The 26,749-nt window shown below is 72.2% G+C and carries 20 protein-coding genes and 1 tRNA gene; 13 read left to right on the plus strand and 8 right to left on the minus strand.

Features of this window, described 5'->3' with window-relative positions; translation table 11 throughout:
• Positions 1-337: energy transducer TonB family protein (locus ACFOY6_RS06910; protein WP_379649760.1), on the plus strand; the 337-nt coding region annotated here is incomplete at its 5' end.
• 72 nt (positions 338-409) lie between these two features.
• Here the strand turns inward: ACFOY6_RS06910 and uvrA are convergent.
• Positions 410-3,310: an excinuclease ABC subunit UvrA gene (gene uvrA / locus ACFOY6_RS06915; RefSeq protein WP_379649855.1), complete on the minus strand. Its 2,901-nt coding sequence runs from the start codon at positions 3,308-3,310 to the stop codon at positions 410-412.
• A gap of 338 nt (positions 3,311-3,648) precedes the next feature.
• Between uvrA and ssb the strand changes: the two genes are divergently transcribed.
• The 8 genes from ssb (at position 3,649) to ACFOY6_RS06955 (ending at position 13,875) form a co-directional block, all read left to right on the plus strand.
• Positions 3,649-4,206 carry a single-stranded DNA-binding protein gene (gene ssb / locus ACFOY6_RS06920; protein ID WP_109517742.1) on the plus strand — a complete coding sequence of 186 codons (558 nt, stop codon included), beginning with the start codon at positions 3,649-3,651 and terminating at the stop codon, positions 4,204-4,206.
• Between the two features lie 125 nt (positions 4,207-4,331).
• Positions 4,332-6,839 (plus strand): phosphoenolpyruvate--protein phosphotransferase, encoded by a 2,508-nt coding sequence (gene ptsP, locus ACFOY6_RS06925; RefSeq protein WP_379649762.1) that lies wholly within the window; start codon positions 4,332-4,334, stop codon positions 6,837-6,839.
• Positions 6,839-7,789 carry a 1-phosphofructokinase family hexose kinase gene (locus ACFOY6_RS06930; protein WP_379649764.1) on the plus strand — a complete coding sequence of 317 codons (951 nt, stop codon included), beginning with the start codon at positions 6,839-6,841 and terminating at the stop codon, positions 7,787-7,789. Before ptsP ends, ACFOY6_RS06930 begins: the two co-directional genes overlap by 1 nt.
• Positions 7,790-7,860: 71 nt before the next feature.
• Positions 7,861-9,639 (plus strand): fructose-specific PTS transporter subunit EIIC, encoded by a 1,779-nt coding sequence (locus ACFOY6_RS06935; RefSeq protein WP_379649766.1) that lies wholly within the window; start codon positions 7,861-7,863, stop codon positions 9,637-9,639.
• Positions 9,640-9,851: 212 nt separating this feature from the next.
• A complete protein-coding gene (gyrA, locus tag ACFOY6_RS06940; protein WP_109518414.1) occupies positions 9,852-12,626 on the plus strand; it encodes a DNA gyrase subunit A in 2,775 nt (924 codons plus the stop codon).
• Positions 12,619-13,149, plus strand: a complete 531-nt coding sequence (gene coaD / locus ACFOY6_RS06945) for a pantetheine-phosphate adenylyltransferase (RefSeq protein WP_379649768.1) — start codon at positions 12,619-12,621, stop codon at positions 13,147-13,149. Before gyrA ends, coaD begins: the two co-directional genes overlap by 8 nt.
• Before the next feature lie 57 nt (positions 13,150-13,206).
• Positions 13,207-13,728 carry a peptidylprolyl isomerase gene (locus ACFOY6_RS06950; protein ID WP_109518413.1) on the plus strand — a complete coding sequence of 174 codons (522 nt, stop codon included), beginning with the start codon at positions 13,207-13,209 and terminating at the stop codon, positions 13,726-13,728.
• Positions 13,729-13,799: 71 nt separating this feature from the next.
• Positions 13,800-13,875: transfer RNA gene (locus tag ACFOY6_RS06955), tRNA-Lys, on the plus strand.
• Positions 13,876-14,432: 557 nt separating this feature from the next.
• On the opposite strand, the gene ACFOY6_RS06960 is transcribed toward ACFOY6_RS06955, so the two are convergent.
• Positions 14,433-15,458, minus strand: coding sequence for a GlxA family transcriptional regulator (locus ACFOY6_RS06960; RefSeq protein ID WP_379649770.1), 1,026 nt, complete (start codon positions 15,456-15,458; stop codon positions 14,433-14,435).
• Between the two features lie 108 nt (positions 15,459-15,566).
• Here ACFOY6_RS06960 and ACFOY6_RS06965 point away from each other — a divergent pair, with 108 nt between their 5' ends.
• The 4 genes from ACFOY6_RS06965 (at position 15,567) to msrP (ending at position 21,314) form a co-directional block, all read left to right on the plus strand.
• A complete protein-coding gene (locus ACFOY6_RS06965; protein WP_379649772.1) occupies positions 15,567-16,958 on the plus strand; it encodes a hypothetical protein in 1,392 nt (463 codons plus the stop codon).
• Positions 16,959-17,753: 795 nt separating this feature from the next.
• Positions 17,754-18,842 carry a glycosyltransferase family 2 protein gene (locus ACFOY6_RS06970; protein ID WP_379649774.1) on the plus strand — a complete coding sequence of 363 codons (1,089 nt, stop codon included), beginning with the start codon at positions 17,754-17,756 and terminating at the stop codon, positions 18,840-18,842.
• Positions 18,842-20,308 carry a glycosyltransferase family 39 protein gene (locus tag ACFOY6_RS06975; RefSeq protein ID WP_379649776.1) on the plus strand — a complete coding sequence of 489 codons (1,467 nt, stop codon included), beginning with the start codon at positions 18,842-18,844 and terminating at the stop codon, positions 20,306-20,308. Before ACFOY6_RS06970 ends, ACFOY6_RS06975 begins: the two co-directional genes overlap by 1 nt.
• 58 nt (positions 20,309-20,366) lie before the next feature.
• The gene (gene msrP / locus ACFOY6_RS06980) at positions 20,367-21,314 is read left to right on the plus strand and encodes a protein-methionine-sulfoxide reductase catalytic subunit MsrP (RefSeq protein ID WP_379634163.1); all 948 of its coding nucleotides are present in this window, start codon (positions 20,367-20,369) and stop codon (positions 21,312-21,314) included.
• A 42-nt stretch (positions 21,315-21,356) separates the two neighbouring features.
• On the opposite strand, the gene ACFOY6_RS06985 is transcribed toward msrP, so the two are convergent.
• From ACFOY6_RS06985 to ACFOY6_RS07010, 6 genes are all read right to left on the minus strand, one after another.
• On the minus strand, positions 21,357-21,773 hold the full coding sequence (locus ACFOY6_RS06985) for a cupin domain-containing protein (RefSeq protein WP_379634165.1): 417 nt from the start codon (positions 21,771-21,773) through the stop codon (positions 21,357-21,359).
• Positions 21,774-21,839: 66 nt separating this feature from the next.
• The gene (locus ACFOY6_RS06990; RefSeq protein WP_109518388.1) at positions 21,840-22,274 is read right to left on the minus strand and encodes an NUDIX hydrolase; all 435 of its coding nucleotides are present in this window, start codon (positions 22,272-22,274) and stop codon (positions 21,840-21,842) included.
• Complete coding sequence (locus ACFOY6_RS06995) at positions 22,271-23,311, minus strand: DUF4340 domain-containing protein (RefSeq protein ID WP_379649778.1); 1,041 nt, start codon at positions 23,309-23,311, stop codon at positions 22,271-22,273. Before ACFOY6_RS06995 ends, ACFOY6_RS06990 begins: the two co-directional genes overlap by 4 nt.
• A gap of 13 nt (positions 23,312-23,324) precedes the next feature.
• Complete coding sequence (locus ACFOY6_RS07000; RefSeq protein ID WP_379649780.1) at positions 23,325-25,271, minus strand: GldG family protein; 1,947 nt, start codon at positions 25,269-25,271, stop codon at positions 23,325-23,327.
• Positions 25,272-25,275: 4 nt separating this feature from the next.
• The gene (locus tag ACFOY6_RS07005; RefSeq protein WP_109518385.1) at positions 25,276-26,007 is read right to left on the minus strand and encodes an ABC transporter permease subunit; all 732 of its coding nucleotides are present in this window, start codon (positions 26,005-26,007) and stop codon (positions 25,276-25,278) included.
• Positions 26,008-26,748 (minus strand): ABC transporter ATP-binding protein, encoded by a 741-nt coding sequence (locus tag ACFOY6_RS07010; protein WP_379634169.1) that lies wholly within the window; start codon positions 26,746-26,748, stop codon positions 26,008-26,010.
• Between the last annotated feature and the right edge of the window lies 1 nt (position 26,749).

The raw sequence follows: 26,749 nt of genomic DNA on the forward strand, positions 1-26,749 counted from the left end.
CGTGGCGGCCGGCCCCGCCGCGCCTCAGGCGGCGCCCGCCCGCCCGGCCGCGCCGCCGGCCAGCTATGTCAGCCGCCTCAGCAGCGCGCTGGAGCGGGCCAAGCGCTACCCCACCGCCGCCCGGCTTCGCCGCCAGGAGGGCACCGGCGTGCTGACCTTCAGCATGCGGGGCGATGGCACGGTGACGGGCTGGCGCCTGGTGCGCGGCACCGGCCATGCCGAGCTGGACGAGGAGATCCTGGCCATGATCCAGCGCGCCTCGCCGCTGCCCGCGCCGCCGCCCGAGATGGGAGACCCGGTGACGCTGACGGTGCCGGTCCGCTTCTCGGTGCGCTGAGCCGGCCCGGAAGCGCAGGAAAGCCCGGGGAGGGCGTCCTCCCCGAGCTTTCCCATGTCAGGCGTGGTCAGTTCAGGCGCGCTTGCGCTTCCTGGCGGGCCTGGCCGGCAGCAGCGGGGCGAGGAAGCGCCCGGTGTGGCTCTCCGGCACCGCCGCCACCTCCTCCGGCGTGCCTTCGGCGACGATCTGCCCGCCGCCATCGCCGCCCTCGGGGCCGAGGTCGAGCAGCCAGTCGGCGGTCTTGATGACCTCGAGGTTGTGCTCGATCACCACCACCGTGTTGCCCTGCTCCACCAGCTGGTGCAGCACCTCCAGCAGCTTGCGCACATCCTCGAAATGCAGGCCGGTGGTCGGCTCGTCGAGGATGTAGAGGGTGCGGCCCGTGGCGCGGCGGGACAGCTCCTTGGAAAGCTTGATGCGTTGCGCCTCGCCGCCCGAGAGGGTGGTGGCCTGCTGGCCGAGATGGATGTAGCCGAGCCCCACCTCCCTCAGCACGCGCAGCTTCTCGCGGATGGCGGGCACGGCGGAGAAGAACTCCAGCCCTTCCTCCACCGTCATCTCCAGCACATCGGCGATCGACTTGCCGCGGAACTTCACCTCCAGCGTCTCGCGGTTGTAGCGCTTGCCCTTGCAGGTGTCGCAGGTGACGTAGACATCGGGCAGGAAGTGCATCTCGATCTTCAGCACGCCGTCGCCCTGGCAGGCCTCGCAGCGCCCGCCCTTGACGTTGAAGCTGAAGCGCCCGGGCTTGTAGCCACGCGAGCGGCTGTCCGGCAGTTCCGAGAACCAGTCGCGGATCGGCGCGAACAGGCCGGTATAGGTGGCCGGGTTGGAGCGCGGCGTGCGGCCGATCGGCGACTGGTCGATGTCGATGATCTTGTCGAGATGCTCCAGCCCCTCGATCCGCTCATGCGGCGCGGGCACGGTGCCCGCGCCCATCAGCCGGCGCGCCACGGCCTTGTAGAGCGTCTCGATGACGAAGGTGGACTTGCCGCCGCCCGAGACTCCGGTGACGCAGGTGAAGGTGCCGAGCGGGATGCCCGCGCTCAGGCCCCGCAGGTTGTTGCCGGTGGCGCCGACGACGCGCAGCATCCGCTTCCCGTCCACCGGGCGCCGCTTCTCGGGCACGGCGATGGCGCGGCGGCCGGAGAGATAGGCGCCCGTCACGCTGTCCGGGTGCCGCGCCACCTCCTCCGGCGTGCCCTGGGCGATGACGCGCCCGCCGCCCGCGCCGGCGGCCGGCCCGATGTCGATCAGGTGGTCGGCGGTGCGGATGGCGTCCTCGTCATGCTCCACCACCAGCACGGTGTTGCCGAGGTCGCGCAACCGCCGCAGCGTGCCGAGCAGCCGCTCGTTGTCGCGCTGGTGCAGGCCGATGGAGGGCTCGTCCAGCACGTAGAGCACGCCGGTGAGGCCGGAGCCGATCTGGCTGGCCAGCCGGATGCGCTGGCTCTCGCCGCCCGAGAGGGTGGCGGAGGACCGGGCGAGGGAGAGGTAGTCCAGCCCCACATCGAGCAGGAAGCGCAGCCGCTCGATGATCTCCTTTAGAATGCGGCGGGCGATCTCGGCGCGCTGCGGGGTGAGGGTCTCCTCCACCCCCTCGAACCAGGGCAGCGCCTTGCGGATGGACAGCTCGCTGGCCCCGGCGATGTGCATCCCCGCCACCTTCACCGACAGCGCCTCGGGCTTGAGGCGGGCGCCGCAGCAGGCATGGCAGGGCCGGTCCGCCTGGTAGCGGGCCATGTCCTCGCGCACCCAGGGGTTGTCCGTCTCGCGCAGGCGGCGGGCGAGGTTGGGCAGCACGCCCTCGAAGGGCTTCTTCACCTCGTAGGCGCGCAGCCCGTCCTTGTAGCGCAGCTTCACCACCTCGCTGCCCGTGCCGTTCAGGATGGCGTCCCGCGCCCGCTCGGGCAGCTCGCCCCAGGGGATGCTGGTCTTGACGCCGAGATGCCCGGCCAGGCTCTCCAGCGTCTGGTCGTAATAGGGCGCGCTGTTGCCGGCCCAGGCGGCGATGGCGCCGTCGGCGATGCTGCGGGTGTCGTCCGGCACCACCAGGGCGGGGTCGAAGAAGCTTTCCGTGCCGAGGCCGTCGCAGACCGGGCAGGCGCCCTGCGGCGAGTTGAAGGAGAACAGCCGCGGCTCGATTTCTTCGAGTGTGAAGCCGGAGACGGGGCAGGCGTAGCGGCTGCTGAACACCGTGCGCTCGGCGCTGTCGGCATCCTCCGCGTAGGCCACGCCGTCGGCCAGGGCCAGCGCCGTCTCGAAGCTGTCCGCCAGCCGCTGCGACAGGCCCTCATTGCCGACGACGACGCGGTCCACCACCACCTCGATGTCGTGCTTTTTGCGCTTGTCGAGGCTGGGCGCCTCCTCGACGCGCATCAGCGTGCCGTTGATCTTGACGCGCTCGAAGCCACGGCGCTGGTACTCGGCCAGCTCCTTGCGGAACTCGCCCTTCTTGCCGCGCACCACGGGGGCCAGCAGCAGCAGCCGCGTGCCCTCGGGCATGGCGAGCACCCGGTCCACCATCTGGCTCACCGTCTGCGCCTCGATCGGCAGGCCGGTGGCGGGGGAGTAGGGCACGCCCGCACGCGCCCAGAGCAGGCGCATGTAGTCGTGGATCTCGGTCACCGTGCCGACGGTCGAGCGCGGGTTGTGGCTCGTCGTCTTCTGCTCGATCGAGATGGCCGGGGAGAGCCCCTCGATGGAATCGACGTCCGGCTTCTGCATCAGCTGCAGGAACTGCCGCGCATAGGCCGAGAGGCTCTCGACGTAGCGGCGCTGCCCCTCGGCATAGATGGTGTCGAAGGCGAGGGAGGATTTGCCCGAGCCGGAGAGGCCGGTGATGACCGTCAGCGTGTGCTTCGGAATGTCGATGTCGACATTCTTCAGGTTGTGCTGACGCGCGCCGCGGATGCGGATCTGGTCCTTCTGGCCCTGGGGTTGCCCGGCGGGGGCCAGCGAGGTCTTCGGCAGCGTCTTCAACGGCGGCTCCTGCTCAGGGGCATCGGGGGGACGGGAAGGGGCGTTCACATTGTGTTCCGGTGCGCTTTGTGCCAGTATCCGCCGCCCACGGGAAGTGCTCGCGGGAAGTGGGCGTGCGCGCGGACAGGACAAGGTTCCGGTAACGGGGCTGGCCGAGCCAAGTTGGTATGGCTAGGTTGCACCGATGCGCGCCCTCCGGCCCCTTCGCGGGCACCGTCCGGGCACGCACATGAATGTGAAACGGGCCCGCCGGGACCGGACCGTGCCCCGCCCGTCGCGGCGGGGTGCGCCCGGCCTGGCGGGCGAGAACGGATGAAGGACCGGGCAGCATGGCCGGCAGCGTCAACAAGGTGATCCTGATCGGCAACCTGGGTCGGGACCCGGAGGTGCGGAACTTCCAGAATGGCGGGCGGGTGGTGAACCTGCGCCTCGCCACGACCGACACCTACAAGGACCGCGAAGGCAACCGGCAGGAGCGCACCGAATGGCATTCGGTGGCCATCTTCAACGAGAAGGTGGGCGAGATCGCCGAGAAGTATCTCCGCAAGGGCAGCAAGGTCTATGTCGAGGGCAAGCTGGAGACCCGCAAGTGGCAGGACCAGGCCGGCCAGGACCGCTATTCCACCGAGGTGGTGATCCGCAATTTCGGCGGTGAGCTGACCCTGCTCGACGGCCGCGGCGGCGAGGGCGGCGGTGGCGCCGGGGGCGGCGGTGGCGGCGGCTATGAGGGCGGCGGCGAGCGCAGCGGCGGCTATGGCGGCGGCCGCAGCGGTGGCGGTGCTGGCGGTGCTGGCGGAAATGGCGGCGGGGCCGCCCGCCCGCAGCGCGGCGGCTGGGACGCCCCCAAGGGCGGCGGCAGCGACCTGGACGACGACATCCCGTTCTGAACCGGGGGGCGGCCGGGAAAGGCCGCCGCCGATTGCCTTTTCCTGATCGCATTGCAATCTATGCCCGGCCCGCCTCGCGCGGGCCGACGCATTTCGACCGCCGGACGACAGGAACCAGCAGGCCCGTGATCCTCACCGCAGACCGCATCCGCCTCGCCGCCCAGCCCGCCGACAAGGAGGCTGCGATCCGCGAGGCCGCGCAGCTCCTGGTCGAGTCCGGCGCCATCGATGCCGCCTATGCCGACAGCATGCTGCGCCGGGAAGGCGAGGCGGACACCTTCCTCGGCAACGGCATCGCCATTCCGCACGGGCAGCGGGGCGACCGCGGGCTGATCGCCCGCACCGGCATCGCCGTGCTGCAGGTGCCGGAGGGGGTGCGCTGGAACGGCGAGGATGTGGCGCATCTGGTGGTGGCCATCGCGGCGCAGGGGGATGAGCACATCGCGGTGCTGCGCCGCCTGACCGACGTGCTGGGTGAGGAGGCGCTGGCCGCCCGGCTGGCCCGCACCGGCGACAAGCAGGCGATTCTGGCCGCGCTGGACCCGGATGCGCCGCTGCCCGCCGCCGATGCCGCTCCCGCCCAGGCTCCCGCAGCGGCGCCGGGCGAGACGCTGACCACCGAGGTGCACGCCCCCGCCGCCGCCGGCATGCACGCCCGCCCGGCCAAGCTGCTGGCGCAGCTCGCCAAGGGCTTCGATGCCCGCATCACCCTGACGCATGGCGACCGCCGGGCCGACGCCAGGAGCATGATCGCCCTGTTGCAGCTCGGCGCCGGGCCCGGCGCGGCGATGACGCTGAGCGCCATCGGCCCCGAGGCGGCGCTGGCGGTGGAGAAGCTGCGCGCCGCCTTCGCCGACGAGCTGGGCGACCGCGACGAGGCCCCGGCCACCCCCGCCGATGCCGCGCCCGCCGCCGCAGCCGACGAGCCGCTGGAGGCGGGCGCCATCGCCGGCCTGCCGGCCAGCCCCGGCATCGCCATCGGCGTGCTGCACCGCTTCCGCTCCGAGGCCGCCGGCTATGCCGAGACGGCGGCCGACCCGGCGGGCGAGAAGGCGGCGCTGGAGGCGGCGCTGGAGGCCGCCCGCGCCGAGCTGAAGACCGTCTCCGCCGAGATGGCGCAGCGCGTGGGCGACAAGCACGCCGCCATCTTCGCCGCTCACGCCGAGTTCCTGGAGGACCCGGAGCTGCTGGCCGAGGCGCACCGCGCGATCGAGGGTGGCGCCTCCGCCCCCGCCGCCTGGGATGGCGCGGCGAGGTCGCGCGCCACGGCCCTGGCCGGCATCGGCGACCCGCTGCTGGCCGAGCGCGCTACCGACCTCAAGGACGTGGCGCGCCGCGTGCTGCGCCACCTGGTGGGTGGCAGCGAGACGGTGGCGCCGGTGCCGGAGCGCGCCGTCATCGCCGCCGAGGACCTCACCCCCTCCGAGACCGCCAATCTCGACCCCGCCCGCGTCGTCGGGCTGGTGACGGCGGCGGGCGGGCCGACGGCGCACACCGCCATCCTGGCCCGCGCACTGGGCATCCCCGCCGTGGTCGCGGCCGGGCAGGGGGTGCTGGCGCTGGCCGATGGCACCCCCGTGGTGCTGGATGGCGACCGGGGCCGGCTGATTCCCAACCCCGACGCGGATGCAATCCGCCGCGCCGAGGCCGCCCGCGCGCGCGGCGCCGAGCGCGCCGAGGCGGCGAAGCGCGCCGCCTTCCGCCCCGCCATCACCCAGGACGGCCACCGCGTCGAGGTCGCGGCCAATGTCCGCCGCCCGGAGGAGGCCATCGAGGCGGTGGCCGCCGGCGCCGAGGGCACCGGCCTGGTCCGCAGCGAGTTCCTGTTCGACGAGCGCGCCGAGCCGCCCTCCGAGGAGGAGCAGTACGAGCTCTACCGCCGGCTGGCCGAGGGCTTCGGCGGCCTGCCCGTGGTGCTGCGGACGCTGGATGCGGGGGGCGACAAGCCGCTGCGCTTCGTCAACCACCCCGCCGAGGCCAACCCCTTCCTCGGCCTGCGGGGACTGCGCCTGTCGCTGGCCGAGCCGGCGTTGTTCCGCCCCCAGATCCGCGCCGCGCTGCGTGCTGCCCGCCACGGCGACATCCGCATCATGCTGCCGATGGTCGATGGCCTGGCCGATCTCCGCGCGGCGCGCGAGCTGATCGAGAAGGAGCGCCTCTCCCTCGCCACCCCGCCGGTCGAGGTGGGCATTATGGTCGAGGTGCCCTCGGCGGCGGTGATGGCGGACCAGCTTGCCCGCGAGGCGGATTTCTTCTCCATCGGCACCAACGACCTGACGCAGTACACCCTGGCGGTGGACCGGCTGCACCCGACGCTGGGCGCCCGCTCGGACGCGCTGGACCCCGCCGTGCTCCGGCTGATCCAGATGACGGTGCAGGCCGCCCATGCGCGCGGCCGCTGGGTGGGCGTCTGCGGCAACATGGCGGCGGACCCGATGGCGGCGCCGATCCTGGTGGGCCTTGGCGTGGATGAGCTTTCCGTCTCCATCCCGAACGTGGCCGCGCTGAAGGCGCAGATCCGCGCCCTTTCCATGGCGCAGGCCGAGGCGGTGGCGCGCGCCGCGCTGGGCTGCGCCACGGCGGCCGAGGTGCGGGCGCTGCCCGCGCTGCGCGCCCTGGGCGAGGCCGGCTGATGCCGCCCCGCATCGCCCATCCTTCCATTGCCACCGTCACCCTGAACCCGGCGCTCGATCTCACCATCCCGCTGCCCCGGCTGGCGCGGGGCGAGGTGAACCGGGCAGGCGCGGCGGAGCTGCGGCCGGCGGGGAAGGGGGTCAACGTCTCCGTCATGCTGGGCGTGCTGGGCGAGGCGTCGCTCGCCACCGGCCTGCTCGGCGCCGCCGACATCCCCGCCTTCGCCGAGTTCCTGGACGGGCAGGGGGTCGCCGCGGATTTCGTGCCCGTGCCGGGCCGCTGCCGCATCAACGTCAAGCTGGTGGAGACCGAGGCTGAAGGGGGGGCTGTGACCGACATCAACCCGCCCGGTGCCGCCACGCCGGAAGGCGCGCTGGAGGCGGTGGCGGCGAAGCTGGCCTATGGCCCTGCCATCGCCGTGCTGTCTGGCAGCCTGCCGCCGGGGCTGGCGCCCGGTGCCCTGGCCTGGCTGACGGAACGGCTGCGCGGCCAGGGCGCCCGCGTGGTGCTGGACAGCAGCGGCCCCGCCTTCGAGGCCGCGCTGGCCGCGAAGCCCACTCTGATCAAGCCGAACCGGGATGAGCTTTCCGCGCTGCTCGGCCGCGCCCTGCCGGACCGCGCCGCGCTGCTGGCCGCCGCGCGGGAGATGCAGGCACAGGGCATCGGCAGCGTGGTGGTCTCGGCCGGCGGCGAGGGCGCGCTCTTCGCCCTGCCGGAGGCCGCGCTCTGGGTGACGCCGCCCCGGGTGCGCCTGACCACCACGGTCGGCGCCGGGGATGCCATGGTGGCCGGGCTCACCGCCGCCCTGGCGCGCGGCCTGCCGCCGGAGGCGATGGCACGGCTGGCCACGGGGTGTGCCGCCGCCGCCGTCTCCCGCCCCGTGGGCGGCAGCCCGGCCCTGGCCGAGATCACCCGCCTGGCCGAAGCCGCCCATGTCGAGCGGCTCTGAGCCCTTGCCGCACCCATCGCCTGCCCGGCGCATCGCCGGGCGCTTCCGCCTTTCTCAGCAGGACGAGTGCCATGCCCTCTGATCCCGGCCATGCCGCGCCGACCCGGCTGCTCGCCGTCATCCGCCACGCCGCCAGCGCCCCGCATGCCACCATGGCCGCCGAGGCGCTGCGCGACGCGGCGGAACGGGCCGCCCTGGACCTGACCCTCGACACCGCCGGGGCCCCCGCCCCGAACTTCACGCCCGATGCCGTGCTGCTGGTGGGCGACGCCACCGCCGATGCCGCGCGCCATGCCGGCCGGCCGCTGATCGCCACCACCATCATCGAGGCGATCCGCCGGCCGGAGCAGGCGCTGCGCTCGGCCGCCTCGCTGGCGTTGCTGCCGCGCCCGGTGGCGGCCGCGCCGCAGGCCGCCCCGGCTGGCGCTCCGGCCGCCAGCCCTGCCACCGCCGCGGGCGGCGAGGGGCCGAGAAAGCTCGTCGCCATCACCGCCTGCCCCACCGGCATCGCCCACACCTTCATGGCGGCGGCGGCGCTGGAGAAGGCGGCGGCCAGGCTCGGCCACACGATCAAGGTGGAGACGCAGGGCTCGGTCGGCGCCAAGAACGCGCTGACGCCGGAGGAGATCGCCGCCGCCGATGCCGTGGTGATCGCCGCCGACACCGGCGTGGACATCGCCCGCTTCGCCGGCAAGCGCCTGATCACCGCCGGCACGGGCGACGCGCTGAAGGACGGCGCCGGGCTGATCAACCGGGCGCTGGCCGCCGAGCCGCAGGGCGGCGCCCCGGCCGGCGGCGCCGCCACGCCCGCGCCCGCCAAGGCCGGGCAGGCGCCGGGCGCCTACAAGCACCTGATGACCGGCGTTTCCTACATGATCCCGCTGGTCACGGCGGGCGGCCTCTGCATCGCGCTTTCCTTCGCCTTCGGCATCGAGGCCTTCAAGGAGCCGGGCACGCTGCCGGCGGCGCTGTTCCAGATCGGCGCGCAGTCGGCCCTTGCCCTGATGGTGCCGGTGCTGGCCGCCTTCATCGCCTTCTCCATCGCCGACCGGCCGGGGCTGGCGCCGGGCTTCGTCGGCGGCTCGCTGGCCGGCGCGGTGGGGGCGGGGTTCCTGGGTGGCATCGTCGCCGGCTTCCTGGCCGGCTATGTGGCCAAGTTCCTGCGCGACAGGCTGCCTTTCCCGGAAAGCCTGGAGGGCCTCAAGCCCGTCCTCGTCATCCCGCTGCTGGCCTCGCTGATCACCGGCCTGCTGATGATCTATGTGCTCGGCACGCCGATCGCGGCGGCGCTGGCCTGGCTCACCGAGTTCCTGCGCGGCATGGGCACCTCCAATGCCGTCATCCTCGGTCTCGTGCTCGGCGCGATGATGGCGGTGGACATGGGCGGGCCGGTGAACAAGGCCGCCTATGCCTTCGGCGTCGGCCTGCTCGGCTCCGAGACCTACGCGCCGATGGCGGCGGTGATGGCCGCCGGCATGACGCCGCCGCTCGGCATCGCGGTGGCCACCTTCATCGCCCGCAGCCGCTTCAGCCAGGAGGAGCGGGATGCCGGCAAGGCCGCCGCCGTGCTCGGCGCCGCCTTCATCTCCGAGGGCGCCATCCCCTTCGCGGCGAAGGACCCGGTGCGCGTCATCCCGGCGCTGATCGCGGGTTCCGCCGTGGCCGGGGCGCTGTCGATGCTGTTCGGCTGCACGCTGCGGGCGCCGCATGGCGGCATCTTCGTCGTCGGCATCCCCGGCGCGGTGGGCAACCCGCTGGGCTACCTGCTGGCCATCCTGGCCGGCACCGCCGTCACCGCGCTGGCGGTGGCGGTGCTGAAGCGCAACTCGCCGGTGGCCGCGGCAGCCTAAGCCCTTGGCTGGGCGGGGTGAAAATCCCGCCCGGCGGCGTTTGGCGGAACGCGCCAAAGCGGCTATAAGGGCTGGGATTTTCCGTGGAGGAAGACCCCGCCACCGCGCGCCTCGCGCCGGGCCGGCCCACCCCCCACTTTGCTGCATGGGATGACCGCGTGAGCGAGAGCGACAACGGCACGGGCGACAACGGAACCGGGCGCGCCGCCCATATTCCGCCGGAAGGCACCCTGCCGATCGCGCTCGAGGAGGAGATGCGCCGCTCCTACCTCGACTATGCGATGAGCGTCATCGTCGCGCGCGCCCTGCCGGATGTGCGCGACGGGCTGAAGCCGGTGCACCGCCGCATCCTGTTCTCGATGAACGAGAACGGCTTCACCTCGGACAAGCCGTACAAGAAATCCGCCCGCGTCGTCGGCGACGTGATGGGTAAGTACCACCCGCATGGCGACAGCGCGATCTACGACGCCATGGTGCGCATGGCGCAGACCTTCTCGCTGCGCGTGCCGCTGATCGACGGCCAGGGCAATTTCGGCTCGATGGACGGCGACCCGCCGGCGGCCATGCGCTACACCGAGGCCCGCCTCGGCAAATCCGCCGCCGCGCTGCTGGAAGGCATCGACGAGGACACCGTCGACTTCGCGCCGAACTACGACGAGAGCGCCGAGGAGCCGCGCGTCCTCCCCGCCGCCTTCCCGAACCTGCTGGTGAACGGCGCCAACGGCATCGCCGTCGGCATGGCGACCAACATCCCGCCGCACAACCCGGGCGAGGTGATCGACGCGACGCTGAAGCTGATCGAGGACCCCGACACCACCCTCGAAGCGCTGATGCAGATCATCCCCGGGCCGGATTTCCCGACCGGGGCGCTGATCCTCGGCCGCGCCGGCATCCGCTCCGCCTTCGAGACGGGGCGCGGCAGCGTCATCCTGCGCGCGCGCGCCGAGATCGAGGAGATGCGCGGCGGGCGCAGCCTGATCGCCATTTCCGAGATCCCCTACCAGGTGAACAAGGCGACGCTGATCGAGCGCATCGCCGATCTGGTGCGGACCAAGCAGATCGAGGGCATCAGCGACCTGCGCGACGAGAGCGACCGCTCCGGCCTGCGCATCGTCATCGAGCTGAAGAAGGACGCGACGGCCGAGGTGGTGCTGAACCACCTCTACCGGTACACCAACCTGCAGACCTCCTTCGCGGTGAACTTCCTCGCCCTGCACGAGGGGCGGCCGCAGCAGATGGGGCTGCGCCAGGCGCTGCTCGCCTTCATCGACTTCCGCGAGGAGGTGATCCTCCGCCGCTCGCGCTACCGCCTCGCCAAGGCGCGCGACCGTGGCCACCTGCTGGTGGGCCTCGCCATCGCCGTGGCCAACATCGACGAGGTGATCCGGCTGATCCGCGAGAGCCCGGACGCGGTGACCGCCCGCACCGCGCTGATGGCGCGCGACTGGCCGATCGCCGATGTCGGGCCGCTGCTGGAACTGGTGGATGATTCCGGCAACATCGTCGTCGACGAGACGGTGAAGCTGACCGAGGCGCAGGCGCGCGGCATCCTGGAGCTGCGCCTGCAGCGCCTGACCGGACTCGAGCGCGACAAGATCAACGCCGAGCTGGACGAGGTGGCGGGGCGCATCCGCGAGCTGCTGGACATCCTCTCCTCCCGCCCGCGCCGGCTGGAGCTGATGGCGGAGGAGCTGCGCGCCGTGCGCGCGCAGATCGCCAATCCGCGCCTCTCCGAGATCGTCGACGGCCTCGCCGACCAGGACGATGAGAGCCTGATCGAGCCCGGGCTGATGGTGGTGACGCTGACGCGCGACGGCTACGTCAAGCGCACGCCGCTCGAGACCTTCCGCGCGCAGAATCGCGGCGGGCGCGGCCGCAGCAGCGCCAACATGCGGCAGGACGACGTCGTCATCCGCAGCTTCAACGCGCACACCCACCAGTGGGTGCTGTTCTTCACCAGCCGCGGCATGGCCTTCCGCGAGAAGGTGTGGAAGCTGCCCGAGGCCGGCCCCACCGCGCGCGGCCGCTCGCTGCGCCAGCTTCTCCAGTTGCAGGCGGAGGAATACGTCACCGCCGTGCTGCCGCTGCCGCAGGATGAGGGGCTGTGGGAGAACCTGCACCTCGTCTTCGCCACGGCGCAGGGCAATGTCCGCCGCAACCGGCTGTCCGACTTCAAGAATGTCCGCTCCTCCGGCCTCATCGCCATGAAGCTGGACGAGGGGGACAGCCTGATCGGCGTCTCCACCTGCCGCGAGGGCGACAATGTGCTGCTGGCCACGCGCGGCGGGCGGGCCATCCGCTTCGTCGCCGATGTGGACACGCTGCGCGTCTTCGCGGGCCGCGATTCCACCGGCGTGCGCGGCATCCGGCTGGCGCCGAAGGACGAGGTCATCGCGCTTTCCGTGCTGCGGCATGTGGATGCCAGCGTCGAGGAGCGCGCCGCCTACCTGAAGCAGGCCGCGCAGAAGCGCCGCACCGCCGAGGAAAGCGCCGAGGCGGCGGCCGAGGCCGAGGCCTCGCTCGCTGAGGAGAATGCCGAGGAGGCGGGCACCGAGATCGCCCTCTCGCCCGAGCGATTCTCCGAGCTGGAGGAGCAGGAGGAGATCCTGCTCACCGTGACGGATGGCGGCTTCGGCAAGCGCAGCTCCGCCTATGAGTACCGCGTCACCGGCCGGGGCGGGCAGGGCATCGCCAACATCACCCTGGTCAAGCGCACGGGGCGCGAGGTGGTGGCCACCTTCCCGGTGCGTCCGGGCGACGACGTGATGCTCGTCACCGACAATGGCCGGCTGATCCGCCTGCCGGTCGATCAGGTGCGCGTCACCGGCCGCTCGGCCATGGGCGTGATGATGCTGCGGCTGGATGGGGAGGAGCGTGTCACCTCCTGCTTCACCGTCGTCGAGGAGCAGGGGCAGGATCAGGACCAGGTGCAGGACCCGGCCGGCGCGGCGCCCGAGGCGGATGTGGAGGACGAGGCCGGTGTCTGAGACGAGGCGCCCACCGCGCAGCGGCATCTATCCCGGCACCTTCGACCCGATCACCAACGGGCATGTCGACATCATCCACCGCGCCGCCCGCATCCTGGACCGGCTGGTGGTAGGCGTGGCGATGAATGCGGGGAAGGGGCCTCTCTTCCCGCTGGAGGAGCGCGTGGAGCTGGTGCGCGCCGAGGCGGAGATCATCGCCCGGCGCACCGGCACCATCATCGAGGTGGTGCCTTTCGAGGGGCTGCTGGTCGGCTTCGCGCGGGACGTTGGCGCCGAGGTGATCGTGCGCGGCCTGCGCGCCGTCACCGATTTCGACTACGAGTTCCAGATGGCCGGCATGAACCGCCGGCTCGATCCCGAGATCGAGCTGCTGTTCCTGATGGCCAGCGAGGGCAACCATTTCATCTCCTCGCGCTTCGTCAAGGAGATCGCGCGGCTGGGGGGGGATATCTCCACCTTCGTGCCGCATCTGACGCGTGAGCGCACCCTTGCCCGGGTACGCGCGCCACACCAAGGGGAGTGACACAGGATGCGCCGTCGCAGCCTGCTCGCCAGTTCCATCGCCATCACGGGGATCATGATGACCGAAGCCACCACCAACGAGGCCGCCGCCCAGGACGATCGCGAGAACACGCTGTTCTTCGATCTGAAGGATGGCCGCGTCGTCATCAAGCTGCGCCCCGACCTCGCGCCCCAGCATGTCGAGCGCATCAAGACCCTGGTGCGCCAGGGCTTCTATGACGGCACGCCCTTCCACCGCGTGATCGAAGGCTTCATGGCGCAGGGCGGCGACCCGACCGGCACCGGCACCGGCGGCAGCCAGCTGCCCGACCTTCCCGCCGAGTTCAGCCCGCCGGCCAAGGCGCGCTTCCTGCGCGGCGTCTGCGGCATGGCCCGCACCGCCAACCCGAACAGCGCCAACAGCCAGTTCTTCATCATGTTCGCGCCGGCCTCCAGCCTGGACGGCCAGTACACGATCTGGGGCCAGGTGACCTCGGGCATGGAGTTCGTGGACAAGATCAAGCGCGGCGCCGGCCAGAGCGGCATGGTGCGCGAGCCGGACCGCCTGATGAAGGCGCAGATCGCCGCCGACGCGGCCTGAACCGCCCTCGCGGCATATCGCGAGACTTGACAGGGGCGGCGCGGGAGGGTTTCTCCCGCCCGTCTCCCCATGTGCCCGTAGCTCAGTCGGTAGAGCACGAGACTTTTAATCTTGGGGTCCAGGGTTCGAGTCCCTGCGGGCACACCATTCCCTTCTCGGAAACTCGCTCTGTGGCCAAGCCGAGGCCGTCTGGAGATCCAGGTTCCGCCTGGGTTGGCGGAGTGATCCCGGGTCTGGAACGGACCTTCTCCAGAGCTGGGGATCTGGACGATTGGATCCCGATCTCCCTGACCCTGTAAAATCAGGAATTCATTGCTGCTCCCCAAAAGGGAAGCGGATCGGCATGGCCCCTGGGTTCCTGCGGAGGAGGGGCGTGGGACCTGCCTTCAAGGCGAAGCTCAAGCCTCCCGCCCGCAGGTGGGCCGGGCCTGGCGAGCAGGACAGTGCCGCGCCACGGCCGATGCCCCAAACGCAGGCCGCGCCCGGGCCTGGTGCCGATCAGGCCGGCATGGGTGCCCGAAGGCGCATGACACCGCCCGCCTGCTGCGGGGCACAGCCGATTGGCCGAGGTGGATGGCCGCCCCTCCACGGTGTGGCCTTGCCAGGCCGCATCCTTGGCGGCGAAGTCATCGCCGGAGAGCCGGCGCACCGGGGGCACGCGCTCGCCCTCCAAGCCCGCGGAACAGCAGCTCCTCCCAGGGCGGTCAGGCCGCCGACATCCAGCGGAAGCGCTGCCGGTATTGGTTCGGAGCGATACCGGTCGCGCGCTTGAAGACACGGCGGAAGGCGGCGGGCTCGGTGTAGCCGACCTCCGCGGCAACCGCGTCGATCGGCGCGTCCGAGGTTTCCAGCATCTGCTTGGCTTCCTCGATGCGGAGCGACTGGACGTAGTCGAGCGGAACATAGCCCGTCGCTGCCTGGAAGCGGCGGATGAAGGTTCGGGGCGCCAGGCCGGAGACCTGCGTCATCCCGGCCACCGGATGGGCGCAGTCGTAGTTCCGGGCAATCCAGAGCTGAGCCGCCGCGACAGCAGCATCCTCGTGCTGGCGTGGCCGGACGCGGGCGGCGAAGGGCAGCTGCCCGTCGCTGCGGTCCCCGAACAGGAACAGCTTGGCGGTCCGCCGCGCCTCCTCCTCGCCGCAGAAGCGGGCCACGAGGTAGAGCGCAAGGTCGGTCCAGGAGGCCGAACCACCGGCGGTGACCAGCCGGTGACCGACCCCCGCCGTCACCAGCACGCGCTCGGGATGCAGGCGGACACCGGGATAGCGGCGGCGGATCTGGTCGGTTGCCGCCCAGTGGCAGGTCGCCTCCTCGCCCTCCAGCAGCCCCGCCTCGGCCAGCATGAGCGACCCTGTGCAGACCGAGCAGACCAGCGCGCCCTGCGCATGCTGGCGCTGAAGCCACGCCACCGCCTCCGGCCACCGTCCACGGGTGTCCTCGTCCCGCGCCAGGGCGAGGTCGCCGACGACCACGATATCCGTCCGCTTCACCTCGGCGAAGCCGAGCTCCGGAGCGATGGGCAGCCCGGCCAGGTTGCGGAATGGCGCCCGGTCCGCAGCGACGATCCGCGGCAGGAAGCGGGCCGGTCCTGGTGGCCAGCCCGTCAGCATCTCCCAGCCCGAGCCCACGAAGGAGAACACCTCGTAGAGGCCGTTCAGCACGCCCGTGGCGATTTCGGGCACGGCCACGAGACAGACCGAGATGCGGGCCGGGGCACGAGGCGCGATCATGAGGCCAGCTTGGCATGTCCGGACCGGTTTCGTCGATTCCGCGTCTGACGCCTCGCGAAGGCCGCATGCGAAGGACAGGCACCGCAACCATGCGGAACGGAGGCTTCGATGCTCGACACCACTAGACGCAAGCTGTACGGCGCGACGCTGCTCGGCGCCGGCGCGGTCCTCGGCGGGCTGGGTCTTGCCCAGGCGGATGCCCTGGGCGCGCGCGGCAGGACCCTGCTGGATTCACTTGGCAACCGCCCGCGCGGCCTGGCGAAGGCGGCCGCCTTCCCGCTGATCGAGGCGATCCACGGCCGCCGGTCCCGCCGCTTCGCCAAGGGCGCGTCGATCCCCGCGGGGCCGCTCGCCTTCGCCTCGCGCCAGGCGCCGGAAGCGCTGGATCCGCTTGAGCAGATGCTGCTCATCGCCACCATCGCCGGGAACACCGGCTGGGTGGAGCTGTTCGCCCACCACCCCGGCTACGCGCCCCGCCTGCCCAACTACATCACCGCCGCGGGCGGGCGCAGCTTTCCGTCCTCAGCCGGCTTCAACACCTTGGAGTTCTTCTTCACCGATGACACCGGGGTGTATTTCCTGCCGACGCGGGACATGACCCCGGTGCCGGCCGCTGCGGGCACGGAGCTGGGTGCCTGGCTCGACGCGCACCGCGCGCGGATCGTGAAGCTGGCCGATGGCCGGCTCAACATCCCGGCGGCGATGCCGCATATGGAAGGCCACAATACCTGGTGCGCGAACGTGCCGGGCTCGACCCTGGTGTTCCCGGTGGCCGACCTCGCGCAACACGTCATCCTGCTGCTGCTCTACCTCGTGCAGAACGGCACCGGCATCTACGACGACGTGAACGGCCGGCCGATCCCCGGGCTGGAGCGCTACGCGCACCGGCTGAAGCTGGAGGCGGCCTACCCCATGACCTTCCTCGAGCAGGTCGCGCTCACGGACGTGTCGGTGGAGATGGGCACGGCCTGCTATGCGGGCGCGCTGATGCTGCAGGCGCTCGGCCTCGGCGGGTGGATGTACACCGGGCTCAATCCCTTCACGGTGCTGGGGGCGAGCGGCGATCCGGCCGTGCCGGGCCTCGGCTTCCGCTTCGACATGCTGCCGAACAACCCGCTGCCGCATATCACCGGGTTGCCCGGGGTGTTCGAGGCGCATGTGCCGCCGCACCACGCCAGCATGCGCGCGGCGGTGGAGGCGGCGGTCGCGCGCAAATTCGGCGCGGGCGGCCCCTTCGACCCGAAGCAGGGCGGGCCCTACCGGGAGAATGCCGCGATCCGCTCCGGCGCCGCCGCGATCGACGCCGAGGCGATCGAGATTGCCGCGCTGATGGCCGAGTATGTGTTCACGACCTTCGGCCGCTTCCCCGCGACGGTGCCGCCGGTCTTCCTCAAAACCTACCTGCAGGCCCATCGGCTCGACACCGAGTTCTACGATCGGTACTTCACGCCGGAAGCCTATCTCCGCACCCATGCCGAGCACGACCGAAACTGGCGTTGAGGACGCGCCGGCAGGCGAGTACGGGCCGGCAGGCGAGCGGCACCTGGCGCGGAAAGGAAGGGCCAGGTGCCGCCAGGGCGCGACTTGCCCGGCGATGGGATTTGCCCAGGGAGGGGAGGGGGTGATGCTCTTCTCGCCACACCGGGCCTTTCGGGCGCAGAGCCCGTCCCCCTGCACCACTGGACGCACGCCACGGCCGACCGGGACGTGGCGCTGGCACGGCACGCCGCCATCTCCACCGCCGCTTGGGGGAAGGGAAAGGCCGGCGCTTTCTCCAGCCGTCACGGCAGGCCAGGGACCACCACGAAGCCTTTCCCCTGCATGCCCGCCTGTGGCCGCTTGCCTGGTGCCCTGCGGGCCGTCCCAGGATGTGTCCCATCGCCTGCCGCAACAATGCGGTACTCCCTATGTCTCTCCCGCCTCATCCACTTCCTGTCGATAATCGTATAAAGAAAATTATTGTAAACTATCGCCCCGCAAAGCCCGAACTTTCCCCGCAAACGCACCCACCACACAAAGCGGCCGACAAGCAACGAAAGAGAGGGGTCCCGGCCGCCACCGCGCGGCACGTCACCGGCACAGCAGCATTCGCCCGCCAGGCCCGCCGGAAAGGCTGGGCCGCCCGGGAAGACCTCTGGCACGACCCTGAAGGCATGGGGACTGCCCGGGCCTGCACCATCACAGCCGCAGGCAGGGCAGGAGGACCGGCACATCCTCCGGTTCGCGGCCAGCGGAAAGCCGCGTCACGCTCCGTTGCTGGTGCCTCGGCGGCAAGGGCGCTAAGCACGCCCCACCATGCCGTCGCCCGAACTCACCGTCGTGATTCCCTGCTACAACGAGGCCCCCAACGTCGCGCCCATGGTGGAACGGCTGGAGGCGGCGCTTGGCGGAATCGCCTGGGAAGCCATCTTCGTCGATGACAACAGCCCCGACGGCACGGCCCAGGTGGCGCGCGGCATCGCGGCGCGGGACCCGCGCATCCGCTGCATCCGGCGCGTCGGCCGGCGCGGCCTGTCCTCGGCCTGCGTCGAGGGCATGCTTGCTTCCTCGGCCAGTTATGTTGCCGTCATCGACGGTGACCTGCAGCACGACGAGACATTGCTGCCACGCATGCTGGCAGCGCTGCGGGCGGGCGAGGGGGATGTCGCCATCGGCAGCCGCCATGTGGCGGGGGGCGAGGCGGCGGAGGGCTTCTCCTCCCTGCGGCGGCGCATCAGCGATGGCGGCACCACGCTTGCGCAGTTCTTCCTTCCCGTGCCGGTGGCCGACCCGATGAGCGGCTTCTTCATGCTGCCGCGCCCGCTGGCCGAGGAGATCGCGCCGCGCCTGACCGGCCGGGGCTTCAAGATCCTGCTGGACCTGCTGCTCTCCGCCGGCCGCAAGCTGCGCGTGGTGGAACTGCCCTACACCTTCCGCCCGCGCCAGGCCGGCGAATCCAAGCTCGACGCCACGGTGCTGCTCGATTTCCTGGCCCTGCTGCTGGACAAGTGGTCGCATGGGCTGCTGCCGCTGCGCTTCCTGGCCTTCGCCGCCGTGGGCGCCATCGGCATCGTGGTGCATCTGGCGGTGCTCTCGCTGGCGCTCGGGCCGCTGCCCTTCGCGCAGGCCCAATGGGTGGCCAGCCTCGTGGCGATGACGGCGAATTTCGTGCTGAACAACCGCATCACCTACAGCGACGTGCGGCTGCGGGGTGCCGCGCTGTGGCGCGGGCTGGCGGTGTTCTACCTGGTCTGCGGCGTCGGCGTGGCGGCCAATGTCGGCATCGCCGACCTGCTGATGCGCGACGAGCTGGCGAGCTGGGGCCTGGCCGGCGCGGCCGGCGCGCTGCTGACGGTGGTGTGGAACTACGCCGTCTCCGCCACCCTCGTCTGGCGGGCCCGCTGATGGGTGCGCGCTGGAGCGGCGCCACCTGGTTGTGGGCGCTGGCGGCGCTGACCCTGCTGCGCCTCGCCGCCGCGTGGTGGCTGCCGCCGGCGCCGGACGAGGCCTATTACTGGGTCTGGGGCCGTGCCCTCTCGCTCAGCTACTACGACCACCCGCCGATGGTGGCGCTGTGGACGGCGCTCGGCTCAGCCCTGGCGGGCGACACGGCGCTGGGGCTGCGGCTGCTCGGGCCGCTGGGCGTCGCCGCCGCCTCGCTGCTGCTGGCCGATGCGGGGGAGCGTCTCTTTCCCGGCCGGCAGGCCGGGCCCTGGGCCGCGGCGCTGCTGAACGCCACGCTGCTCTTCGGTGCCGGCGCGGTGCTGATGACGCCGGACACGCCGCTGCTGGTGTTCTGGTGCGCCGCCCTCTGGGCGCTGGCGCGGCTGCAGGCCAGCCAGGACGGGCGCTGGTGGCTGGCCTTCGGCCTGCTCGCGGGGCTCGGGCTGCTGTCCAAGTACACCACCGTGCTGCTGGGCGGCGGCGTGGTGCTGTGGCTGCTGCTGGAACCAGGCGCGCGGCGCTGGCTGGCCGATTGGCGCCTCTGGGCCGGCGGCGCGCTGGCGCTGCTGGTGTTCAGCCCCGTCATCCTCTGGAACGCCCAGCACGACTGGGTGAGCTTCGCCAAGCAGGGCGGACGGGCGGGCGCCACCGCCACCGGCTCCGCGCTGCGCTACCTGGGCGAATTGGTGGGCGGGCAGGCGGGGCTGGCCACACCCATCATCTTCCTGCTCTGCGCTGCCGGCACGGTGGCCGCCTGCCGCCTGTGGTGGCGCCGGGGCGAGGGCGCGGCGGCGGCCGGGCTGCTGGCCGCCATCACCGTGCCCACGGCGCTGCTGTTCCTGTGGCAGGCCACCGGCAGCCGGGTGCAGGGCAACTGGCCGGCCATCCTCTATCCCACGGCCTGCCTCGCCGCCGCGGGCTGCCTCGGCGCCCGCTGGGCACGCTGGCGCCGGCCGGGCGTGGCGCTGGGGCTGGGGCTGACCCTGCTGGTGCTGGTGCAGGCCGCCTTCGCGCCGCTGCCGCTGCCCCGGCGCAGCGATCCCACCCTGGCGCGGCTCGGCGGCTGGGCCGAATTCGCCGCCACGCTGGAGGCGGAGCGCGCGGCGCGCGGCGCCGCCTTCATCGCCGCCGAGGAATACGGCCTGGCCAGCGAGCTGGCGCTGCACCTGCCGCCCGCCACCCGCGTCGTCGCCCTCGGCGACCGGTGGGACCTGTTCGACCTCGCCGCGCCGCCGCCCGGCGGCACCGGGCTGCTGGTGCGCAGCGAGCGTCGCGGCGGTCCGCCGCTCTGGCCGGGTGCGGTGGAGGAGGGGGGCGTGACGCGCGCCCGGCATGGCATCGAGGCCGAACGCTACCGGTTGCACCGCGTGGTGGTGCCGGCGGATGCGGCGGCCCCGCCGCTGGTGCTGCTGCCCGCCCGCCGCTGAGGCCTTTCCCTCTCCCGCGGGCGGCCTACATGCTGGGAAAGGTTCAGGGAGACGAGCCATGCCGATCCGCATTCCCCGGGGCTGGGAACTGCCCGAATCCGCCGCCACGCCGGAGCATCTGGTGCTGGGGCGGCGCAAGGCGCTGGGCCTCGGCGGGCTGATCGCCGCTGGCGCGGCGCTGCCCTGGCAGGGCGCGCGGGCGCAGGCGGCCAGCCCGATGGCCGCCATGCGCAACCCCGCCTTCCGCCCCGAGCGCGCCCTGACGCCGGAGAAGGACGCCACCAGCTACAACAACTACTATGAGTTCGGCAGCAGCAAGAACGTGGCCTCCGCCGCCGCCCGCCTGCCGCAGCGCCCCTGGACGCTGAAGCTGGAAGGCATGGTGGACAACCCGCAGGAGCTCGGCCTCGACGACCTGCTGAAGAAGGTGAGCCTGGAGGAGCGGGTGCTGCGGCACCGCTGCGTCGAGGCCTGGGCGATGACCGTGCCCTGGACCGGCTTTCCGATGGCCGAGCTGCTGAAGCTGGCCGGGCCGCAATCCGGCGCGAAGTTCGTCGAGTTCCACACGGTGGCCGACCGCGGCACCATGCCCGGCCTGCGGCAGAGCTGGTACCCCTGGCCCTATGTCGAGGGCTGCACACTGGCCGAGGCGGCGAACGAGCTGTGCTTCATGGCGGTGGGCCTCTACGGCAAGCCGGTGACGCCGCAGAATGGCGGCCCCATCCGTGTGCTGTTCCCGTGGAAGTACGGCTTCAAGAGCGGCAAGGCGATCACCACCATCCGCTTCACCGACAAGCGCCCCGTCTCCTTCTGGGAGCAGTTGCAGCCGACGGAATACGGCTTCTGGGCCAATGTGAACCCCGAGGTGCCGCATCCGCGCTGGAGCCAGGCGCATGAGCGGCTGCTCGGCAGCAACGAGCGCGTGCCGACGAAGCTGTTCAACGGCTATGGCGAGTACGTCGCCAGCCTCTATGCGGGGCTGGAGAAGGAAAAGCTCTACCTCTGAGGCTGCGGCACGGCGGCTGCTGCACGGCCTCGGCCTTGCCGCTCAGGCCGGCACCAGCCCGTGCCGCAGCATGATCTCGCGCGCCTTCGCCGGGTCCGGCCTGCCGGATTTCAGCAGGGCCGCCAGTTCGCGGAAGTATTCGGGGCCGAGCACGCCCGGGGTGAGGATGCAGAGGCAGCTGGCCGGCGCCCCGCTGCGGTTGCTGAAGCCATGCACCGCGCCGCGCGGGATGAACAGGCTCTCGCCCGGCCCCACCTCCCGGTCCTGGCCCTCCACCGTGAAGGTCACGGTGCCGGAGAGGCCATAGACCGTCTCCTCCCAGCTTTCATGGTAGTGCGGCACCGGCATGCGCCCCTCCGGCTGGAGGGTCATCTCGAACATGTCGAGGCTGCCGCCCGTCTCGTGCCGGTCGCGCAGGAAGCGCAGCTTGAGCGAGCCGAAATCGATGTGCTCAGCCATGGTCCACCTTTGAGGCCGGACCCAGCATAGGGCGCGGGCTGCGGCGAGTCTCGCCTCCGGCGGGGGTCAGCCGGCCAGCCGCTTCCGCCCCTCGGCGATGGCGCGGACCGCCTCCTCCCACAGCCCGAGGCCAGCGAGTTCTTCCGGCGGGAAGAAGCGCGCCTCGCTGACATCGTCGCCGGCCACCGGCTCGCCGCCCGTCCACTGCCCGGCGAAGTCGATGATGGTGTAGTGGAAGCGGGCGCGCCCGGCCTCGTCATGGTTCAGCGCGTCCACCACCACCGCCACGGTGAGGGGGCCGACGGTGATGCCGGCCTCCTCCATCAGCTCGCGCCGCGCCGCGGCCTCGGCCGTCTCGCCCAGGTGCTGGGCGCCGCCGGGGATCGACCATTCCCCCATGCGCGGCGGCTTGCTGCGGCGGACCAGCAGCACATCCTCCCCGCGGAAGGCGATGACGCCGATGCCGACCCAGGGCCGGTCCGGATATTCCCGGCTGCTCACGGCGCCGGCCGGGGGGCAGGGGCGGGCGCGGCGGGGGCTTCCTCCGGCCGCAATTCCTCCAGCGTCGGCAGGAAGGCGCGGCGCTTCCAGGCGCCGAGCTGATAGGCCCAGCCGCGCCAGCGGGCGTTCAGCCGCTCCGCCTCGGCATCGCCGCTGGCCTCCAGCAGCACCCACACCTGCTCGCCCTGCTCGTGCAGCGTGACGGTGATGCCGAGATTGTCGGTCAGCGTGTACCGCGCCCGGCCCAGCCGCGTGCCGGGGATGTCGGCGGCGCGCTGCACATCGGTGAGCGTCAGGAATTCGAAGGCGTTGGCCACGGCGTCGAGCCGCGTCGGCTCCAGCGGCGGCGCGGCGGCCGGCTCGGCGAGGGCGAGGCGGCCATCCGGCCCTTCGCCCTTGGCCAGCACCAGGGCGGGGGCATCCTCGCGCTCCACCCGCACCCGCAGCACCCGCTCGCGCGGGAGGTTGGCGAGGTCGCGGTCGATCCAGAGCTGCGCGTCGGCATCCAGCGGCAGGCGGCCCTCCGCCAGCCAGGACTGGGTCTCGCCGGCGCGGCGGACATAGACGCTCTCCGGCACGTTGCCCTGGGTGCGGACGCGGCGGCGCCCCACCACCAGCGCCACGATCGGCGCGCCGGTGCCGTCCAGCACCCGCAGCAGGGCGCCGGTGGAGCCCGGCTTGTCCGGGTCCTGCAGGCCGAGGCGCTCCAGCATCTCGGGGTTGGCGGTGCGCGGCTCCACCAGGCGCAGCTCGGTCAGCCCCACCAGCAGCTCGCGCACCTTCTCGGGCCGCACCGGGTAGCCCGCCACCTCGGGCAGCACCCAGCTATCGCCAGGCTGGCGCTGCACGGCGAGGCTCTGCGCGTGCCGCACCACCTCGATGCGCATGGCGCCCTGCAGGCGGGTGGCGAGGTCGCGGAACATCAGCGGCGCCGCGCCGGTCTCGGCCGGCGGCGGGCCGCCGGGGCCGAGCGCCACCACGGCGGCGGCGGAGGCGAGGGCGGCACCGCCCAGGATCAGGAGGGATCGGCGTTGCATCGTTGGCTTTCCCTCAGGCGCGGGCGGCGGCGCGGCGGCGGCTGCGGGCCACCGCCAGCCCGATGGCGAAGAGCGTGACCAGTACCGGCACCAGCGCGATGTTGAGGATGCGCAGGGTGCGCTCCAGCCCCTCGATGTCCCGCCGCAGGTCGAGCTGCACGGCGCGGAGCTGGCCGCGCGTGGCGACGATCTCGGCCCGCGCCTTGTCGATCTCGGCGCGCTGCTCGGGGGTGATGACGCTCTGCGCGCCGCCTTGCCCTGTTCCCTGGCGCAGCTCGCGCAGGCGGCGCTCGGTGGCCTCCAGCCGCTGGGTAAGGGCCTGCTCGGTCTGGCGGTAGCGCGCCTCCGCCTCCCGCCGCATCGCCTCGACGCGGCCGAAGGGGCGCAGGGATTCGCCGCGCGAGCGCAGGCCGATCAGCGCGTCGCCGCCGGCCAGCGTGTCGGTGAGGTTGGCGACCAGCGCGCCATTGTCGCTGAAGGGCGTGGCCGTCTGCTGGCCGAAGAAATCCTGCACACGAACCCAGAAGCGGTCCTCCAGCAGGTCCGCGTCGTTGGCGATGACGAGGTTGGCCGGGCCCTCGCTCTGCGCCCGGTGGGCGGGAAGGTCGGCCGGGCGCTCGGCGCCCTCGGGCGGCGGCGGCGGGCCGTCGGGGAAGGCGGATTTCAGCATGCCGCGGGCGCGCGCCATCAGCACGTAGCGCTCCCCGGAGGGGCGGAACTCGGCCAGCAGCCGGGCGGGGTTGGGGTTCTCGCGCACCCGCGCGGTGTCCACCAGCATCGCCTCGGGGCTGCTGGTGATGAGCGGAGTGAACTCGATGCCCGCCCCCTCGCGCCGCCGCACCTGGCCGGCGGAGGCGAAGGTGACCTGCTGCAACTCGGCCGTCGCCACGTCGGCGGCGCTCAGGCTGTCGCCCGTGGCGTTGAACCAGGCGGGGTAGTCCACCGCCTGCACCCGGTCCTGCGGGTTGGCGCGCACCCGCCAGGCGCCGCGCTGGTCGAGCACCACCTGGTCGCGCGGGGCCTCGATGCCCCAGGCGTTCAGCAGCCGGTCGAGGCCGGAGGCGGTGTCGGCGGGCGGCTGGCCGTTGGGGCCGGGGCGGCTGGCCTGGCTCTCGCTGTGCGGGTCGGTCAGCACGAAGAGCTTGCCGCCGCGCATGACGAACTGGTCGATGGCGTAGAGCGTGGCGTCCGCCAGCCCCTGCGGCTGCGCCACGATCAGCACCTGCGTGTCCTCGGGGATCGCCTGCGCGTCGGCGGCGACGTCGCGCAGGGTGAAGAACTGGCGAAGCTGGTTGGCGATGACGAAGGGCTGCCCGGCGCCGGGGACGCGCATCATCATCGCCCGCGGGTCGCCGTTCAGCGGCAGGGCTGAGAGCAGCCCCACCACGGGGCGGCGCGGGTTGGACAGGTCGTGGACCAGCCGCGTCAGGTCGTATTCGAGGAAGCGCTCGCGGTCGGGCTGGAGGAAGGGCAGCACCCGCTCGTCGTCCAGCAGGTTGGTGCCGGCGAGGCCGAAATAGACCTGCTCGCCGGACTGGTCCACCGGCACGCCCTGGATGCCATAGGCGAGCGCCCGGTCCTCGGTCTCCGAGAAGGGCTCAGGGTCGAGGTATTCCAGCCGCACCTTGCCGTTGGAGAGGGCGGCGTACTCCTCCAGCATCTGCCGCACCCGGTCGGCATAGGCGCCATAGACGGGGATGCTGCCGCCGAGGCGGCGGGAGTAGAACAGCCGCAGCGTCACCGGGTCCTGCAGCCCGGAGAGCACCTGCCGGGTGCCGTCCGAGAGGGTGTAGAGGCGCTGCGCGGTGAGGTCGACCTGGGCGCGCGGCAGCAGGCGCTCGGTGAGCAGGTTGGCGGAGACGGCCAGAACCAGCGCGGCGGCGAGGCCGCCCGCCGCATAGGAGAGGCGGCGGGACGGGGCGCGCGCGGGGGCGCGCGGGGCGGGGCTTTCGGCGCTCATGGGCTCAGTCCGCCTTGCGATGATCGACCGCCACGGCATTGGCGAACAGCCAGAAGCCGATGAAGCTGGCGAAGAAGACGATGTCCCGCAGCGCCACCACGCCGCGCGAGAAGCCGGAGAGGCGGTCGGTGACGGAGACGCCCCGGGCGATCTCGGCCAGCACGGGCAGGCGCACGGAGAGGAACTCGGTGACCACGGGGCTGCCGGCGGCGGCGAAGACGAAGCACACCGCCACGGCCAGCACGAAGGCCACCACCTGGTTCTTGGTCAGCGCCGAGATGGCCGCGCCCACCGCCAGATAGGCGCCGGCCACCAGCAGGCAGCCGATATAGCCCGTGGCGATGACGCCATTGTCCGGGTTGCCCAGGTAGTTGACGGTGATGACCAGCGGGAAGGTGAGGGCGAGGGCGATGCCGCAGAACGCCCAGGCGGCCAGGAACTTGCCCAGCACCGCCTGGCCCTGCGTCACCGGCAGGGTCAGCAGCAGCTCGATGGTGCCGAGGCGCCGCTCCTCCGCCCAGAGCCGCATGGTCAGCGCCGGCACCAGGAACAGGAACAGCCAGGGCACGAAGCCGAAGAAGGGCTGGAGGTCGGCCGTGCCGCGGTTGAAGAAATTGCCGAGGGTGAAGGTGAGCGCGCCCGTCATCACCAGGAAGATGACGATGAACACATACGCCACGGGCGTCGCAAAATACCCGGCCAGCTCGCGCCGGGCGATGGTCAGCGCGGTGCGCATTCAGGCAGCCTCCGGCGCGGGTCTGGGCGCCATGGTCAGTTCGCGGAACACGGCATCGAGCGAGGGGCCGCGCCGGGAGAGTTCCGCGGGCGTGGAATCGGCCAGCACCCGCCCGCGCGCGATGATGATGGCGCGGGTGCAGATGGCCGAGACCTCCTCCAGGATGTGGGTGGAGATGATGATGGCCTTGTTGGGCGCCATCTGCCCGATCAGCCGCCGCACCTCGTGCTTCTGGTTGGGGTCGAGCCCGTCGGTCGGCTCGTCCAGCACCAGCACCGGCGGGTCGTGCAGCAGGGACTGCGCCAGGCCGACGCGCCGCTTGAAGCCCTTGGAGAGCGTCTCGATCGGCTGCAGCCGCACCCCTTCCAGGGTGGTGAGGCGCATGGCGTGCGCCACCCGATCCGCCGCCTCGGAGCCGCGGTAGCCGCGCACCCGCGCGGCGAAGCCCAGGAAGCCCGCCACCGTCATCTCGGGGTAGGTGGGCGCGCCCTCGGGCAGGTAGCCGAGATGCTTCTTGGCGGCCACGGGCCGCTCCACCACATCCTCGCCGCAGATGCGGGCGGTGCCGGCGGAAGGGGTCACGAAGCCGGCCAGCATCTTCATGGTGGTGGACTTGCCGGCGCCGTTCGGCCCCAGGAAGCCCAGGACCTCGCCGCGCGCCACGGCGAAGGACACGTCGTCGACGGCGGTGAAGGCGCCGAAGCGTTTGCTCAGGCGGTCGATCTCGATCAGCGCGGACAAC

Origin of the sequence: Teichococcus aestuarii (assembly GCF_042651065.1) — a bacterium.
Taxonomy (GTDB): domain Bacteria; phylum Pseudomonadota; class Alphaproteobacteria; order Acetobacterales; family Acetobacteraceae; genus Pseudoroseomonas; species Pseudoroseomonas aestuarii.